Origin of the sequence: Methylobacterium sp. WL12, from assembly GCF_008039475.1 — a bacterium.
In the GTDB taxonomy this organism is placed as follows: Bacteria; Pseudomonadota; Alphaproteobacteria; order Rhizobiales; family Beijerinckiaceae; genus Methylobacterium; species Methylobacterium cerastii.
Genome location: NZ_VRUW01000001.1, coordinates 1 through 15,886 on the forward strand (window position 1 = coordinate 1; position 15,886 = coordinate 15,886).

Sequence of the window (15,886 nt, forward strand, 5' to 3'; positions counted from 1 at the left end):
TGCGGGTCCGCACGATGACGCTGCCGGACGCCTACCAGGACCACGACAGCCCCGACAAGATGTACGCCGAAGCCGGCCTCGACGCCGCCAGCATCGTCAAAAAGGTCGAGGAAATCCTGCCCGAGCGACAGGAAGGCCGTTCGCGCCTCCGCCTCGCCTGAGTCGCAGGCCGCAAAAAGCGATCCGGGTCCCCTGTGGCCCGGATCGCCTTGTCGTGCGCGCCATTCGATGACAAAAGCCGCGTTGCTGCGGTGCGATGCCCAAATCGAGGGCATCGCCCGTGTTCCCGTGACGATTCGAGCGTGATGGCAGAGGCGACCCCAAGCGGTTCTTCCGACCTCGGCCCGGTGCTGATCACCGGCGCCAGCGGCTTCCTCGGCCCCGCCCTGGTCGACGTGTTCCGCAACGCCGGCTTTCCGGTCCGCATCATGGTGCGCGCCACGAGCCCGCGCACCAACCTGACCTGGGACGACGTCGAGGTGGTCGAGGGCGACATGCGCGACCCGGCGGCCTGCGCGGCTGCGATGCGGGGCCAGCGCTACCTGATCCACGCCGCCGCCGACTATCGGCTCTGGGCGCCCGACATGGAAGAGATCGTCCGGACCAACCGCGACGGCACCCGCAACCTGATGCGCGCCGCCCGCGACGAATGCGTCGAGCGCGTCGTCTACACGTCGAGCGTCGCGACCATCAAGCCGCCGGACGACGGCGTCACGCCCTCCGACGAGACGCGACCGCTGACGCCCGAGACCGCGATCGGCGCCTACAAGCGCAGCAAGGTCGTGGCCGAGCGCGTGGTGGACGAGATGGTGGCGGAAAGCGGCCTGCCGGCGGTGATCGTCAACCCCTCGACGCCGATCGGCCCGCGCGACGTGAAGCCCACGCCGACCGGCCGCATCATCCAGGAGGCGGCGCTCGGCAAGATGCCGGCCTTCGTCGACACCGGCCTCAACCTCGCCCACGTGGACGACGTCGCCGCCGGCCACCTGCTCGCCCTGCGCAAGGGGCGGGTCGGCGAAAAGTACATCCTCGGCGGCGAGAACGTGCTGCTGTCGCAGATGCTCGGCGACATCGCCGGCATGGTCGGCCGCAAGCCGCCGACGGTGAACCTGCCGCGGGCGGTGGTCTACCCGATCGCCTTCGTCTCCGAGCAGATGGCGCGGATCACCGGCAAGCAGCCCTTCGCAACGATCGACGGCATCCGCATGTCGCGCTACCGGATGTTCTTCTCCGACGCCAAGGCGCGGGCCGAGCTCGGCTACACCGCCCGGCCCTACCGCGAGGGGCTGTCCGACGCGATCGACTGGTTCCGCGCCGCCGGATACCTACCGGGAGTCTCGCGATGAGCGCCCCCGGCTCCGCCACCGAGCTGCGCTCCGGCAAGGGCGCGAACGACGAGAACTTCCCCGTCGCCTCGCACCTGATCCATCCGAAGAATCGCGGCGCGATCCTGGCCTTCTACGATTTCGTCCGCGCCGGCGACGACGTCGCCGACCACGCCGAGCTGTCGCCCGAGCGCAAGCTCGCGCTGCTGGACGGCCTCGCCGACGCCCTGACCGGGGCCGGCCCGTCCGATCCCGAAGCCGAGCCGCTGAAGCGCGAGCTCGCCGCCCGCGGTCTGCCGCCGCGCCACGCGCTCGAACTGCTCGACGCGTTCCGGATGGACGCGCGCAAGACCCGCTACGCCGACTGGGACGAGCTGATCCACTATTGCCGCTACTCGGCGATGCCGGTCGGCCGCTACGTCCTCGACGTGCACGGCGAGGATCCGGCCCGGGTCTGGGCCGCGTCGGACGCGATCTGCGCCGCCCTGCAGATCGTCAACCACCTCCAGGATTGCGGCAAGGACTTCCGCGCCCTCGACCGGGTCTACCTCCCGCAGGACACGCTGGACCGGCACGGCGCCACCGTCGCGATGCTGGGCGCCGACAAGGCGTCGCCGCAACTGCGCGCCGTCGTCCGGGAGCTGGCCGAGCGGACGCTGGGCCTGCTCGACGACGGCAAGGTGCTGCCCGACCTGATCGACGACCTGCGCCTGTCTCTGGAGATCGCGGCGATCCATCGGCTGGCGGTGATCCTCGCCCGAGGCCTGCTCGACCGCGACCCGCTCTCGGAGAAGGTCCACCACGGCAAGGTCGGCTTCGCGCTGACCGCGCTCGGCGGCATCGCCGCGACGCTGGCGCGCCGGCCGTTCCGCGGCCGCATCGTGCGCGCGGCGCCGCACGGCAAGGTTTTCCCATGACCGCCACAGCCACCGCGACGGCGCTGCCCGCCGACGAGGCCCCCGCCCTGCCGGCGGCCGGCTCGTCGTTCTACACCGCCATGCGGCTGCTGCCGAAGGAGCGGCGCGAGGCGATGTACGCCGTCTACGCGTTCTGCCGCGCCGTGGACGACGTCGCCGACGACGGCGGCGCGGCCGACGTACGGGCGGCCGAGCTCGACCGCTGGCGTGCCGACGTCGACGCGCTCTACGCCGGCAAGCCGCCCGCGCGGGTGCGCGACCTTGTCGTGCCGGTGCAGCGCTACGACCTGAAGCGTGCGGATTTCCATGCCGTGATCGACGGCATGGCGATGGATGCGTTCGAGGACATCGTCGCGCCGGACGAGGCGACCCTCGACCTCTATTGCGACCGGGTGGCGAGCGCCGTCGGCCGGCTGTCGGTGCGGATCTTCGGCATGCCCGAGGCGCTGGGCATCAAGCTCGCCTGGCACGAGGGCCGGGCGTTGCAGCTCACCAACATCCTGCGCGACATCGACGAGGACGCCGAGCGCGGACGCCTCTACCTGCCGCGGGAGAAGCTGGCCGCCATCGGGCTTAGCGATCCGACGCCGCAATCGGCCATCGCGCACCCGCGCATCGGCGAGGTGTGCGCGGCCGTCGCCGCCGAGGCGGAGGCGCATTACGCGGAGACCTGGGCGATCATCGCCAAGAGCCCGCGCAAGCCCACCAAGGCGGCCCGGCTGATGGCGGCGGCCTACCGGCTCTACCTCGTCGCGCTGCTGAAGCGCGGTTGGGCGATGCCGCGGGCGCGGGTGAAGCCGAAGAAGCTCGCCCTGGTCGCCGTTGCGCTTCGGCACGGCATCGTCTGATGGGGACCGTCCACGTCGTCGGCGCAGGGCTCGCGGGCCTCTCGGCCGCTCTGTCCCTGGTGGAGCGCGGGGCACGCGTCGTCGTGCATGAGGCCGCCAAGCAGGCCGGCGGCCGCTGCCGCTCCTACTACGATCCGACGCTCGGGCTGGAACTCGACAACGGCAACCACCTGCTGCTGTCGGGGAACACCGATTCCCTCGACTTCCTGAAGCGGATCGGCGCGCCGGACGACGCCCTGACCGGACCGGACGAGGCCTTGTTCCCCTTCGCCGACCTGAAGACCGGCGAACGCTGGACCCTGCGCCCGAACGCCGGCCGCGTGCCGTGGTGGGTGCTGAGCAAGGCGCGCCGCGTGCCGGGAAGCCGCGCGCGGGACTATCTCGCGCCCCTGGGCATCCTGCGTGCGGCGGCCGGGAAGGCGGACGGCGCCGGCGGCACCATCGGCGCCAGCATGGCCTGCGAAGGCCCGCTCTACGACCGGCTCTGGCATCCCGTCCTCCTCGCCGCGCTGAACACCGAGGTCGCCGAGAGCGACGTCGGCCTCGCCGCCAAGATTCTGCGCGAGACGCTGGGCGCCGGCGGCGCGGCCTGTCGCCCACTGGTGGCGGTGAAGGGCCTGTCCTACGCCTTCGTCGACCCCGCCCTGCGCACCCTCGAAGCGCAGGGCGCGAGCGTCCGCTTCGGCCGGCGCCTGCGCGGGCTCGGCCTCGGCGCCAAGGGCGTCGAACGGCTCGACTTCTCGGACGGAGCGGTCGAGCTGGCCGCGGACGATTCGGTGGTGCTGGCGCTGCCCCCTTGGGTCGCCTCCGAGATGCTGCCCGGCCTGTCGGCGCCGAAGGCGTTCCGGTCGATCGTCAACGCGCATTTCAAGATGGTGCCGAAGCCCGGTTCGCCGCTGATCCTCGGCATGGTGAATTCGCTGACCGAGTGGCTATTTGCTTACCCCGATCGCTATTCGGTGACGATCAGCGGTGCCGACAGGCTGCTCGACGTGCCGCGCGAAGATCTAGCCAAGCAGATCTGGGCCGAGATCGCCACCGTTGCCGACCTTGCACCGGAACTGCCAAGCTGGCAGATCGTCAAGGAGAAGCGCGCGACCTTCGCCGCGACGCCGGCCGAGGCCGCGCGCCGTGCCGGGGCGGAGACCGCGTGGGCGAACCTCGTGCTCGCCGGGGACTGGACGGCCACCGGGCTGCCCTCGACGATCGAGGGGTCGATCCGCTCCGGAAAGACGGCTGCGCTCGCCCTGTCGTGCGATGCGGCACGCACGCGCGGCGCGGCATGAGGCACGACCGGGACGACGATTCGTGCGGGCCGGCGACGCGCCGGTACGGCACGTGCGTAGGCGAGACGAGGCGGGCGAGCCGTGACCCGATCCGGGACGATCGGGTTCGGTTCGAGAGTTGTGGCCGGTTGAGGCGAGGATGATGCGAGAGGCTGTGAACAAGGTCGAGGCGCTGCAACGCCCGAAGACCCAGGCGATTTCCCTCGACGACGTGGATCACGGTGTCGCGCGGGCGACCCGTGCGCTCACGGCCTTGTCCCACGACGACGGGCACATCTGCTTCGAGCTCGAGGCCGACGCCACGATCCCGTCCGAGTACATCCTGTTCCACCAGTTCCGCGACACCAAGCCCCCCGAGGGCCTCGAGCCGAAGATCGGCAACTACCTGCGCCGCACGCAGGAGAAGCATGGCGGCTGGGCCCTCGTCCACGAAGGGCCGTTCGACATGAGCTGCACGGTGAAGGCCTACTTCGCCCTCAAGATGATCGGCGACGACATCGAGGCGCCGCACATGCGCCGCGCCCGCGAGGCGATCCTCTCCCGCGGCGGCGCCGCGCAATCCAACGTGTTCACCCGCTTCATCCTTGCGCTCTACGGCGAGGTGCCGTGGGCGGCGGTGCCGGTGATGCCGGTCGAGGTGATGTTCCTGCCGAAGTGGTTCCCGTTCCACCTCGACAAGGTGTCGTACTGGGCGCGCTGCGTGATGGTGCCGCTCTTCGTGCTGCAGGCGACGAAGCCGCTGGCGAAGAACCCGCGCGGGATCGGCATCGGCGAGCTGTTCCTGACGCCGCCGTCCAGCGTCCGTCGCTGGCCCGGCAGCCCGCACGCGACTTGGCCGTGGACGCCGATCTTCGGCGGCATTGACCGCATCCTGCAGAAGGTCGAGGGGCACTTCCCCAAGCGCATCCGCCTGCGGGCGATGGAGAAGGCCCGCGCCTGGGTCAGCGAGCGCCTGAACGGCGAGCACGGCCTCGGGGCGATCTTCCCGGCCATGGTCAACACCGTGCTGATGTACGAGGCGATGGGCTACGGCCCGGACCATCCCCAGGTCCGCGTCGCCTGCGACGCCATCGAGAAGCTCGTGGTCGTCAAGGCGCACGAGGCCTACGTGCAGCCCTGCGTCTCGCCGGTCTGGGACACGGCGCTCGCCGGCCACGCCCTGCTGGAGGCCGGCGGCACCGACGCCGAGGGCCAGGCCCGGGCCGGGCTCGACTGGCTGCTGCCGCGCCAGGTGCTCGACATCGCCGGCGACTGGGCTGCGGCCAAGCCCAAGGTCCGACCCGGCGGCTGGGCCTTCCAGTACGCCAACGCGCACTACCCCGACCTCGACGACACCGCCGTGGTCGTGATGGCGATGGACCGCGCCATGCGCCAGCACGGGCTGGTGGCGAACATGCCGGACTACACCGCCTCGATCGCCCGCGCCCGCGAATGGGTCGAGGGACTGCAGTCGAAGGACGGCGGCTGGGCGGCGTTCGACGCCGACAACAACCACATGTACCTGAACCACATCCCGTTCTCGGATCACGGCGCGCTGCTCGATCCGCCGACCGCGGACGTGACGGCCCGCGTCGTCTCGATGCTGTCCCAGCTCGGCGAGACCCGCGAATCCTCGAAGGCGCTGGACCGCGGCGTGACCTATCTGCTCAACGACCAGGAGCAGGACGGCAGCTGGTACGGCCGCTGGGGCATGAACTTCATCTACGGCACCTGGTCGGTGCTCTGCGCGCTCAACGCCGCAGGCGTCGACCCGCAATCGCCGGAGATCCGCCGCTCGGTGGAATGGCTGATCCGCATCCAGAACCCGGATGGCGGCTGGGGCGAGGACGCGTCGAGCTACAAGATCGATCCGGCCTTCGAGGCCGGCTCCTCCACGGCTTCGCAGACCGCCTGGGCCCTGCTGGCCTTGATGGCGGCGGGCGAATGCGACGACCCGGCCGTGACGCGCGGTATCAACTTCCTCGCGCGGACCCAGGGGGCGGACGGCTTCTGGAACGAGGAGCGCTACACCGCCACCGGCTTCCCGCGGGTGTTCTACCTGCGCTACCATGGCTACCCGAAGTTCTTCCCGCTCTGGGCGATGGCGCGCTACCGCAACCTCAAGCGCGGCAACAGCCGCCAGGTCGCCTACGGCATGTGAGGCGTCGCCGGGGCTCGCTCCCGGCGCATTCGATTCGGGTGGGAATCGTCGCCCGATCCGCGGCTCCTCCGCTTCAGACCGGTGCCGATGTCCTTGCAGCCGAACGTCCTCGTGGTCGCGGGCCTCGCCCGCGAGGCCCGCATCGCGACCGGCCCCGGGGTCGAGGCGATCCAGGCCGGCGGAAGCCCCCAGCGCCTGCGCGTCCTGCTCGACGCGCGCGCCGCACCCGGTTGCGGTGGCGTCGTCAGCTTCGGCATCGCCGGCGGCCTCGATCCGGCCCTGCGGCCCGGCGACGTCGTGGTCGCGACCGGGATCGTCGCCGGCGAGCGCTGGGCCGCGGACGCCCGCTGGACCGCGATACTTTTCAAAAAGCTCGAAACGACGGGACGACGCGTGGTGACGGCCGACCTCGCGGGCGTCGACGCCGCGATACTCACGGTCGCGGACAAGGCGACCCTGCGCCGGGCGACCGGGGCCGCGGGCGTCGACATGGAATCGCACGTGGCCGTCGCCTACGCCGCCCGGTACGGCCTACCCTTCGCTGCGATCCGCGTGGTCTGCGATCCGGCCGAGCGGGCCTTACCGGCCTTCGCCGCCCACGCGCTGAAGCCCAACGGCGATCCCGACATCCTGGCCGTGCTCCGCGCGCTCGCGACCGGCCGCGCCCGACCGCGCGACCTGATCGGCCTCGCGCGCGATTCGTCCGCGGCGTTCAAGGCGCTCGCCGCCGCGCGGGCAGCACTCGGCGCAGAGTTCGGCCTGTCGGAGATCTAGACTCCCTCTCCCTCGCCGCTCGACCTGCCCAAAAACGAAGAAAGCCCGCGGCCTGTGACGGCCGCGGGCTTCGATGGATCGCCGAAGTCGATCCGATCTGCGTGCGGATCAGGCCGCGGTGCGGTTGCGGGCTTCGCGCTTGGTGTCGACGCCCGACGCTTTGATCTCGGACAGCTTCTGGGCGACGTTGCGCGAGAACACGAACTCGGCCGGGCGCTGGTTCTCGAGGCTGACCTCGGGGGCCATCTCGCCCTCGGTCTTGATCCCGCGGAAGGCGTGGATCAGCGGCTTCCAGGGCTTGCGGACCGAATCGACCACCGAGGAGGCCTCGTAGCCCGAGTGGACCATGCAGTCGGCGCACTTCTCGTAGTTGCCGGTGCCGTAGGAATCCCAGTCGGTCTCCTCCATCAGCTCCTTGAAGGTGGCCGTGTAGCCCTCGCCGAGCAGGTAGCAGGGCTTCTGCCAGCCGAACACGGTGCGGGTCGGGTTGCCCCAGGGCGTGCAATGGTAGGTCTGGTTGCCGGCCAGGAAGTCGAGGAACAGGCCCGACTGCTGGAAGGCCCACTTCTGGCGGCCCTTCTCCTTGCCGGCCCGGAACACGCCGCGGAACAGGTCCTTCGTCGCCTTGCGGTTGAGGAAGTGCTGCTGGTCGGGCGCGCGCTCGTAGGCGTAGCCGGGCGAAACGGTGATGCCGTCGATGCCCATCTTCGTCACGCTGTCGAAGAAGTCGGCGATCTTGTCCGAGGACGAATTGTTGAAGAACGTGCAGTTGATGGTGACGCGGAAGCCCATCTCCTTGGCCTTGGCGATCGCCGAGACAGCCTTGTCGTAGACGCCGCGCTGGCACACCGAGCCGTCGTGCATCTCCTTGTCGCCGTCCAGGTGGATCGACCAGGTGAAGTACGGGCTCGGCTTGTACTCCTTGATCTTCTTCTCGAGCAGCAGCGCGTTCGTGCACACGATCGCGAACTTCTTCTGCGCGATGATGCCCTCGACGATCTGCGGCAGGTCCTTGTGCAGCAGCGGCTCGCCGCCGGCGATCACGACCATGGGTGCGCCGCACTCGCGCACGGACTCAAGCGCGTCGGCCACAGGCAGGCGCTTGTTCAGGATCTCGTCGGGGTAATCGATCTTGCCGCAGCCGGCGCAGGCGAGATTGCAGCGGAACAGGGGCTCCATCATCATCACGAGCGGATAGCGCTTCCGGCCGGTGAGATGCTGCTTGAGGATGTAGCTGCCGATCGTCGCGACATACCGGAGGGGGATTCCCAAGATACGGCTCCTGTTTGCGTAGCCCCGAACCAGGGGCTGCTTAACGTGAAAAAATTTCGAATTCCAGCGCTCTAGCCTGGAACCGATCTGAACGGGCGGGTTCTGGGCCGTTCTGTGCCGGTGTTTGCGGCGCTGACGCAAGCGGGCCACAGCCCCCGTCGCCATCGCCGGGCGCACAATTCGTTAGCGCGGACCCCATCCTGCCATTGCGTCGGCAATGCGACGGCATTCCCGGTAAACCGCATCCACGGTGATATTGCAGTGCGAAACGGCGCTGGCGCCACACATCGATGGGGAGAGCGAGGCGCGCCGGGTGTCGCTGCGTTGCAATCGGGGGGCTGCAAGATTACTGAGCGCTGCGGCCTTGGCGCAACGATCGTGCCTTGGATGCGTCTTTTCCCGACGTCGTCCGGTGCGCGAACCCGGTCGGCGTCGCGCTTGCGTCCACACGGCATCGTGAGACGTGCGGACCGCGAACGGGCCGGGTCCTGCAGCTATGCCGGGCCGTGGACGGACGAGAGGTCGACGCGTCGGGGTCCGGCGCTTCGTCCATTAGGGTCGGCCCGAGGGCTCGGTCCAAGGGCTCGCGCCGCCGACGGATCCTGCGGGAACCGGGGCGGCAGCATCGAAGGTTCGAGAGGGATGCGGCCTGGAAGGGCGGCAGCTCCAGGTAGGTAGGGTACTCGTGATCGAACGACTCGTCGCGTTTTCCGTCCGGCATCGGTGGGTCGTGATCGCCCTGGTGGCGCTGATTACCGCTGCGAGCACCGGGGTCGCCGCGCACCTGTTCCGCATCAACACCGATGTCGAGCGCCTGATCGACCCGAAGGAGCCGTGGCGCCAGGACGAGATCAACTACGAGAAGGCGTTCCCGCAGCGCACGAACACCGTCGTGGCGGTGATCGACGGCAAGACGCCGGAGCAGGCCGAGGAGGCCGCGAACGCCTTCGCCAAGGCGATCGCCGTCCACAAGAACCTGATCGAGACCGTCTACCGCCCCGACGGCGGCCCCTTCTTCGAGAAGAACGGCCTGCTGCTGCTTCCGCAGGCGGAGCTCGAGAAGACCACCGAGCAGCTCGTGCAGCAACAGGGCCTGCTCGGGCCGCTGGCCTCGGATCCGAGCCTGCGCGGCGTGATGCGCGTCCTCGGGCTCGGCGCGCGCGGCATCAAGAGCGGCGACGCCAAGATCGAAGACCTCGACAAGCCGATGGGCGAGATCGACCGGACGCTGCAGACGGTGCTCGACGGCAAGCCCGCGCGGATGTCCTGGCAGCTCCTTCTCTCGGGCGGCGAGAGCAAGACCACCGACCTGCGCAAGTTCGTGTTGATGCAGCCGGTGCTGGACTTCAACGCGCTGCAGCCGGGCTACACGGCGACCAAGCTGATCCGCAACGTCGCCAAGGATCTCAACATCGATGCCGAGCACGGGTTGACGATGCGGCTCACCGGCCCGGTGGCGGTCGCCGACGACGAGTTCGCGACGCTCTCGGACGACGCGCTGCTCAACAACCTCGTCACGGTCGGCGCCATCGTCTTGTTCCTGTGGCTCGCGCTCCGTTCGGCGCCGCTGGTCGTGTCGGTGCTGATCACCACCTTCTCCGGCCTGATCGTCACGGCGGCGCTCGGCTTGCTGATGGTCGGCGAGCTGAACCCGATCTCGGTCGCCTTCGCGGCTTTGTTCGTCGGCCTCGGCATCGATTTCGGCATCCAGTTCTCGGTCCGCTACCGCGCCGACCGCTACGAGCAGCCGACCCTCGAAGACGCGATTCGCGCCGCCGCGCGCGGCGTCGGCTGGTCGCTGACGCTGGCGGCGGTGTCCCTCATCGCCGGCTTCTTCGCCTTCCTGCCGACGGCCTTCCGCGGCGTCTCCGAGCTCGGCCTCATCGCCGGCGTCGGCATGGTCGTGGCCTACTTGTTCGCGATCACCTTCCTGCCCGCGCTCATCGCTGTCTTCCGGCCGAAGGGCGAGAAGGTTGCGGTGGAGACGACGTGGCTCGCCGGCGTCGATCCGTGGATCATCCGCAACCGCAAGGCCGTGCTGATCGCCGTCGGCCTGATCACGCTGGCCGGCGCGCCGCTGCTGTGGAAGCTGCCGTTCGATTCGAACCCGATGCACCTGCGCAGCCCGCACGTGGAATCGATCGCGACCTACCTCGACCTGATCAAGGACCCCGCCACGAGCCCGAACGTTGCCGACGTGCTGGCGCCGAGCGTGGACGCCGTGCCGGAGGTGACCAAGAAGCTCGCCGCGTTGCCGCTTGCGGCCGACATCATGAGCATCGACACCTTCGTGCCACGCGACCAGGACAAGAAGCTCGCGACCGTCGCCGAGACGGCGGAGTTGCTCGATCCGATCCTGAACCCGACGCGCAAGCCACCGCCGCCGACGGACGCCGACAACGTCAAGGCGTTGAAGGACACCGCGACCGCCCTGTCCGGCATCGCCGGCGGCAACGCGCCTGGCAACAAGACCGCGGGGCAACTCTCGCGGACGCTCGAGAAACTCGCGGCCGCCCCGGTGGCGAAGCGCGAAGCCGCGTCGGTCGCCCTCACCACCGATCTCGGTCCCCTGCTCGCGCGGCTTCGCGGGATTCTGCACCCCGAGAAGATCACCCTCGCCAACCTGCCGCCGCAGCTGAAGGCCGAGTGGGTCGCCCCAGACGGCCGCGCCCGCATCGAGGTCCACCCGAAGGGTAACTCGAACGACGACGAGGTGCTGCGCCAGTTCGCGGCCGAGATCCAGACCGTCGCGCCGCACGCCACCGGCGCGCCGATCGCCACGACCTCGTCGAGCTACACCATCCTCGGCGCCTTCGTTCAGGCGGCGGTGACGGCCCTCGTCCTGATCTTCATCATCCTCTCGGTCGCGCTGCGTAAGCCGTGGGACGTGGCCATGACGCTGGGGCCGCTGGTGCTCGCCACCCTGTGGACGCTGATGGCCCTGCACGTCGTCGGCATGCCGCTGAACTTCGCCAACATCATCGCGTTGCCGCTGATGCTCGCGGTCGGCGTGGCCTTCCACATCTACTACGTGATCGCCTGGCGCGCCGGCGTCACCGACATGCTGGCCTCCAGCCTGACGCGGGCGATCTTCTTCTCGGCGCTGACCACCGGCACCGCCTTCGGCTCGCTGGTGCTGTCGAGCCATCCCGGCACTGCGAGCATGGGCAAGCTGCTGGCGCTGTCGCTGTTCTTTACGCTGATCGCGGCCTTCTTCGTGGTCCCGGCCTTCCTCGGCCCGCCGCCGAGGCAGCCCGATGCCGACCGTCCCGAAGGCGAAGAAGCCGGACGCCTGCCGGGTGTGGGCTCCAAGGTCCACGCGGAGCCCGCCGCCGTGAAGTGACGGCGGTCGTCTCTGAAGCCTTGAACGCGGCGCCGTCCTCCCAAGGACGGCGCCGTTTTCGTTTCGCTGGAAGACGCGATCAGTGCGCGGGCGTGGCCGTCCCGGTCGCGGCCGGGTCTTGTTGCGTGAAACCTTCGTAACGTGACGCTATCGCGCGTATATAATGCCTAATGCAATTAGTAGCGGTTATACAATGCATATAATATAGTATCAACGACGTTGATCGGATCGTTCTCTATTCGCCGAAGGCGTGGTCTATCCGCCGTGCGCCCTACGAAAAATCCGAAAACCCGCCGCGGATGATCTTTTCTTGCGCGAGAATCGCCATCGCTTCGGGAGCGACGAGCGCGTCGCGTTCGGCGGCGTAGGCGTAGCCGGGAGCCTCGCCCGGGAAACCTGCGGCGGTGGCAGGATGGGTGTAGAGTTCCGTCAGCCCGTCCGGCAGGTTGGCCAGCAGCGCGGCGACGCGGGGCGGCGTCATCGCCCCGGACCAAGCCAGCCCGAGGGTGCGGTCGGGGATCGTCAGGCTCATCCTGCGGGCGCGCACCGCGAGCAGCGCCGCCCAAGGCGCGGTGTCGAGGGCCGCACGCGGCGTCGCGCCGGGTTCGGCCAGCCTGAGCACCGCACGGGGCTCGCGCGGCACCCGAATCGCGCGCACCCCGTAACGCGGCCCGATCGCCAGCACCGCGCCCGCGATCAGCGGATGGACGTGGAAGTGCTTGTGGGCGTTGACATGGTCCAGCAACAAACCCGTCGCCCGGAACGCCTCGAACTGCGCCGTGATCTCGGCGCTCAGCTGGCGCCGGGCGGCAGGCTTCAGCGCCAGGTCGAGGCCGAGGCGCTCCATGTCGCGGCGCATCAGGCCGTCCGCATCGGTCAGGTCCGGCAGCTGGGCGGCCGGCAGCGTCGGCCAGGCCTCGACCAGCACCAGGTGCAGCCCCACCCGCAGCGACGGCATCCGCCTGGCGCGGGCGACCGCGTCCGCGGCGGCGGGTGCCGACACCATCAGGCTCGCCGCGGTGAGGATGCCGTCGCGATGGGCCTGCTCGACGGCCTCGTTGACCTCGCGGCTGAGGCCGAAATCGTCGGCGGTGACGACGAGACGCTTCACGGACACTCCCCAGGAACGCAGATCGCGAGCAGGGCACCTGCCCTCCACCCGCCGGGGCCCCCGGCCCAATAAACGAAAACGGCCGGGCTGCGAGGCCCGGCCGACGACTTCATGAGACCGAAAGGGTTCAGGCGGCCTTGGCGGTACCCTGACGCTCCTTGAGGAAGCGGTAGAACTCCACGCCTTCGCGCAGGCGCCGCTTCATCATGTCGGGCGAGCGGACCATCTCGGAGACGATCGAGGCGATCTTCGGGGCGCGGAAGTAGAACTTCCGGTAGAACTCCTCGACGGCCGCGAAGATCTCGGCATGCGACAGGTGCGGGTAGTGCAGCGGTGCGATCTGCACCCCGTTCTCATCGACGAGCTCGGCGTTCTCGACGTCGAGCCAGCCGTTCTCCACCGCCTGCTTGTAGAGGAATGTGCCGGGGTAAGGCGCCGCCAGCGAGGCCTGGATGGTGTGCGGATTGATGCGCTTGGCGAAGGCGATCGTCTCCTGGATCGTCTCGCGGGTCTCGCCCGGCAGGCCGACGATGAAGGTTCCGTGGATGGCGATGCCGAGGTCGTGGCAATCCTTGGTGAACTTCTCGGCGACCTCGACGCGCATGCCTTTCTTGATGTTGTTCAGAATCTTCTGGTTGCCCGACTCGTAGCCGACCAGCAACAGGCGCAGGCCGTTGGCCTTCAGCACTTCCAGGGTCTCACGGGGAACGTTCGCCTTCGCGTTGCACGACCAGGTCACGCCAAGCTTGCCGAGTTCGCGCGCGATCTCCTCGGCGCGGGGCAGGTTGTCGGTGAAGGTGTCGTCGTCGAAGAAGAACTCCTTCGTCTGCGGGAACTCCTTCAGGCAGTACTTGATCTCTTCGATCACGTGCGCGACCGAGCGGGTGCGGTAAGTGTGCCCGCCCACCGTCTGCGGCCACAGGCAGAAGGTGCAGCGGCTCTTGCAGCCGCGGCCGGAATAGAACGAGATGTACGGGTGCTTCAGGTAGCCGATGAAGTATTTCTCCATCTCGAGGTCGCGCTTGTACACGCTCGTGACGAAGGGAAGCTGATCCATGTCGGTCATGATCTCGCGGTCCTCGTTGTGGACCACGACGCCGTCGGCGTTGCGATAGGACAGACCCTTGATCTCCGACATCGGCGTGCCGTCTGCGACTTCCTTGACGGTGAAGTCGAACTCGTTGCGGGCGCAGAAGTCGATGCACGGGGCCTGGGCCATCGCGCCGGCGGCGTCCACCGCGACCTTCGCGCCGATCAGGCCGGCGATCAGCTTCGGGTTGGCGGCTTTCAGCGCCTCGACGGTCTTCACGTCCGACTTGAACGACGGCACCGAGGTGTGGAGCACGACCATGTCGAAGTCGTTGGCCTGGGCGACGATCTCCGGCAGCTTGATGTTGTGCGGCGGCGCGTCGATCAGCTTCGAGTTCGGCACCAGGGCGGCCGGCTGGGCGAGCCAGGTCGGATACCAGAACGACTTGATCTCGCGCTTGGCCTGGTAGCGGGAACCGGCGCCGCCGTCGAAGCCGTCGAAGGTGGGAGCCTGAAGGAAGAGCGTGCGCATGGGGTTCAAGGCCTCAGAGCAGGGCGATCGGGTCGGAAGGACGACGAATCGGGGACGAGAGAGCGAAACCGCAAGTCGAGACGGCGGGCTGGCAAGGTCAGACGGTGGGCGACTCAGCATCCTGGCCGAGATTGCCCTCCGGAATAAGCGTTCCATCCGCAACGACGCGATAATCGTGACCTTTCCATGTCACCGCACCCGATACGAAGCTCCATGAGAAGTTCGCGAACGAGAGGATGTCGCGGATCGGCAACAGCCAGTAGGGATGGGGGCCTATGCCGAAGGCGCGCTCCAGCCGCATCGACAGGATGATGCGGCAGGCGAGCGCCAGCGCGGCGACGCCGAGCGCGGTTGCGCCGGCCTCCGGCATGAGTGCCGCGATGAGGGCGATCGGAAAGGCGTGGGTGACGATCGAGCCGGCATAGCCAGCCGGGTCGACGTTGCGGATGGTGCGGTTCCAGCGCAGCTCGTGGCTCCAGAGGCCCGCGATCGCGGTGTCGACGCAGGTATGCCCGATCGTAAAATTCGGGATCGCCACCCGGCCGCCGAGGCCACGCAGGGCCTCGCCGATGGCGTAGTCGTCGGCGAGGTCGTCCTTGAAGGTCGCGAAGCCGCCGATTTTGGCGAGGGACGCCGCCGTGAAGGCGATGGTCGAGCCGAAGCAGGGCTTGGCGAGGCCGAGAGCGGTGCCCATCACGACGTTGGGCAGGAACTGCACGTCGATCGCCAGCGCCGAGAGCTGGGCGTAGACGCCCCGGTCGGCCGGGATGCCGTGGTAGAGGCAGGTCACGCCGGTGACGCCGGGGGCCGACAGCTCGGCCACGACCCGTGTGAGGTAGTCTGGGCGCACCACCATGTCGCTGTCGGCGAGCACGACGACCTCGTTGGCGATCGCGTCCGACATGTTGATCAGGTTCGAGACCTTGCGGTTCGAGCCGTGCTGGCGCGCGTCGACGACGAGGTCGATCCGCAGCGCCGGAAAGGCCGCCTCGATCCGCCGCACGACGCCGATCGCGGGATCGCCGACGCTCTGCACGCCGAACACGATCTGCACCGGGCCGGCATAGTCCTGGGCGCAGAAGGTCGCGAGGTTGTCGAACAGGTTCGGCTCGAGGCCGCAGAGGGGCTTCAGCACGGTGACCGACGGCCGATCCACGCCCTCAGCGAACTCGGGCGCCGGCGTCGCGGAGAACCGCCCGGCGAGGAACGCCGCGGTCAACGCGTAGAGGCAGCCCGCGAGCGCGGGGACCAGGAGGATCGGCGAGAGCCAGGTGAGGTCCATGGGAACGTCGCTCGGTCGCGGGAGGCG

11 protein-coding genes are annotated in these 15,886 nt (G+C 69.0%); 7 read left to right on the forward strand and 4 right to left on the reverse strand.

Annotated elements, in window-relative coordinates:
• Positions 1 to 305 precede the first annotated feature (305 nt).
• The 6 genes from hpnA (at position 306) to FV226_RS00030 (ending at position 7,290) form a co-directional block, all read left to right on the forward strand.
• Entirely contained in the window at positions 306 to 1,346 is a 1,041-nt protein-coding gene (gene hpnA, locus FV226_RS00005; RefSeq protein WP_147761300.1) for a hopanoid-associated sugar epimerase, read from the forward strand.
• Positions 1,343 to 2,242 (forward strand): squalene synthase HpnC, encoded by a 900-nt coding sequence (gene hpnC, locus FV226_RS00010; RefSeq protein ID WP_147761301.1) that lies wholly within the window; start codon positions 1,343 to 1,345, stop codon positions 2,240 to 2,242. The genes hpnA and hpnC overlap by 4 nt, the downstream gene beginning before the upstream one ends.
• The gene (hpnD, locus tag FV226_RS00015; RefSeq protein WP_147750153.1) at positions 2,239 to 3,090 is read left to right on the forward strand and encodes a presqualene diphosphate synthase HpnD; all 852 of its coding nucleotides are present in this window, start codon (positions 2,239 to 2,241) and stop codon (positions 3,088 to 3,090) included. Before hpnC ends, hpnD begins: the two co-directional genes overlap by 4 nt.
• Entirely contained in the window at positions 3,090 to 4,376 is a 1,287-nt protein-coding gene (hpnE, locus tag FV226_RS00020) for a hydroxysqualene dehydroxylase HpnE (RefSeq protein ID WP_187277237.1), read from the forward strand. The genes hpnD and hpnE overlap by 1 nt, the downstream gene beginning before the upstream one ends.
• A 142-nt stretch (positions 4,377 to 4,518) precedes the next feature.
• Positions 4,519 to 6,516, forward strand: coding sequence for a squalene--hopene cyclase (shc, locus tag FV226_RS00025; RefSeq protein ID WP_147750161.1), 1,998 nt, complete (start codon positions 4,519 to 4,521; stop codon positions 6,514 to 6,516).
• A gap of 87 nt (positions 6,517 to 6,603) precedes the next feature.
• Positions 6,604 to 7,290 carry a phosphorylase gene (locus tag FV226_RS00030; RefSeq protein WP_147761302.1) on the forward strand — a complete coding sequence of 229 codons (687 nt, stop codon included), beginning with the start codon at positions 6,604 to 6,606 and terminating at the stop codon, positions 7,288 to 7,290.
• A 108-nt stretch (positions 7,291 to 7,398) separates the two neighbouring features.
• On the opposite strand, the gene hpnH is transcribed toward FV226_RS00030, so the two are convergent.
• Complete coding sequence (hpnH, locus tag FV226_RS00035) at positions 7,399 to 8,562, reverse strand: adenosyl-hopene transferase HpnH (protein WP_147761303.1); 1,164 nt, start codon at positions 8,560 to 8,562, stop codon at positions 7,399 to 7,401.
• 685 nt (positions 8,563 to 9,247) lie between these two features.
• Here hpnH and FV226_RS00040 point away from each other — a divergent pair.
• Positions 9,248 to 11,905 (forward strand): MMPL family transporter, encoded by a 2,658-nt coding sequence (locus tag FV226_RS00040; RefSeq protein WP_147761304.1) that lies wholly within the window; start codon positions 9,248 to 9,250, stop codon positions 11,903 to 11,905.
• A 271-nt stretch (positions 11,906 to 12,176) separates the two neighbouring features.
• Here the strand turns inward: FV226_RS00040 and hpnK are convergent, their stop codons facing one another.
• The 3 genes from hpnK to hpnI form a co-directional block, all read right to left on the reverse strand.
• On the reverse strand, positions 12,177 to 13,016 hold the full coding sequence (hpnK, locus tag FV226_RS00045) for a hopanoid biosynthesis-associated protein HpnK (RefSeq protein WP_147761305.1): 840 nt from the start codon (positions 13,014 to 13,016) through the stop codon (positions 12,177 to 12,179).
• Positions 13,017 to 13,143: 127 nt separating this feature from the next.
• Positions 13,144 to 14,577: a hopanoid biosynthesis associated radical SAM protein HpnJ gene (gene hpnJ, locus FV226_RS00050; protein ID WP_147750147.1), complete on the reverse strand. Its 1,434-nt coding sequence runs from the start codon at positions 14,575 to 14,577 to the stop codon at positions 13,144 to 13,146.
• Between the two features lie 97 nt (positions 14,578 to 14,674).
• The gene (hpnI, locus tag FV226_RS00055) at positions 14,675 to 15,859 is read right to left on the reverse strand and encodes a bacteriohopanetetrol glucosamine biosynthesis glycosyltransferase HpnI (RefSeq protein WP_147761306.1); all 1,185 of its coding nucleotides are present in this window, start codon (positions 15,857 to 15,859) and stop codon (positions 14,675 to 14,677) included.
• Between the last annotated feature and the right edge of the window lie 27 nt (positions 15,860 to 15,886).

What these genes read in the sequence shown, in the direction of transcription:
- FV226_RS00030 (WP_147761302.1), top strand. Translation starts at nt 6,604, where the DNA reads ATGTCCTTGCAGCCGAACGTCCTCGTGGTCGCGGGCCTCGCCCGCGAG.
- hpnJ (WP_147750147.1), bottom strand. Translation starts at nt 14,577, where the DNA reads ATGCGCACGCTCTTCCTTCAGGCTCCCACCTTCGACGGCTTCGACGGC.
- hpnE (WP_187277237.1), top strand. Translation starts at nt 3,090, where the DNA reads ATGGGGACCGTCCACGTCGTCGGCGCAGGGCTCGCGGGCCTCTCGGCC.
- hpnD (WP_147750153.1), top strand. Translation starts at nt 2,239, where the DNA reads ATGACCGCCACAGCCACCGCGACGGCGCTGCCCGCCGACGAGGCCCCC.
- hpnA (WP_147761300.1), top strand. Translation starts at nt 306, where the DNA reads ATGGCAGAGGCGACCCCAAGCGGTTCTTCCGACCTCGGCCCGGTGCTG.
- hpnI (WP_147761306.1), bottom strand. Translation starts at nt 15,859, where the DNA reads ATGGACCTCACCTGGCTCTCGCCGATCCTCCTGGTCCCCGCGCTCGCG.
- shc (WP_147750161.1), top strand. Translation starts at nt 4,519, where the DNA reads ATGCGAGAGGCTGTGAACAAGGTCGAGGCGCTGCAACGCCCGAAGACC.
- hpnC (WP_147761301.1), top strand. Translation starts at nt 1,343, where the DNA reads ATGAGCGCCCCCGGCTCCGCCACCGAGCTGCGCTCCGGCAAGGGCGCG.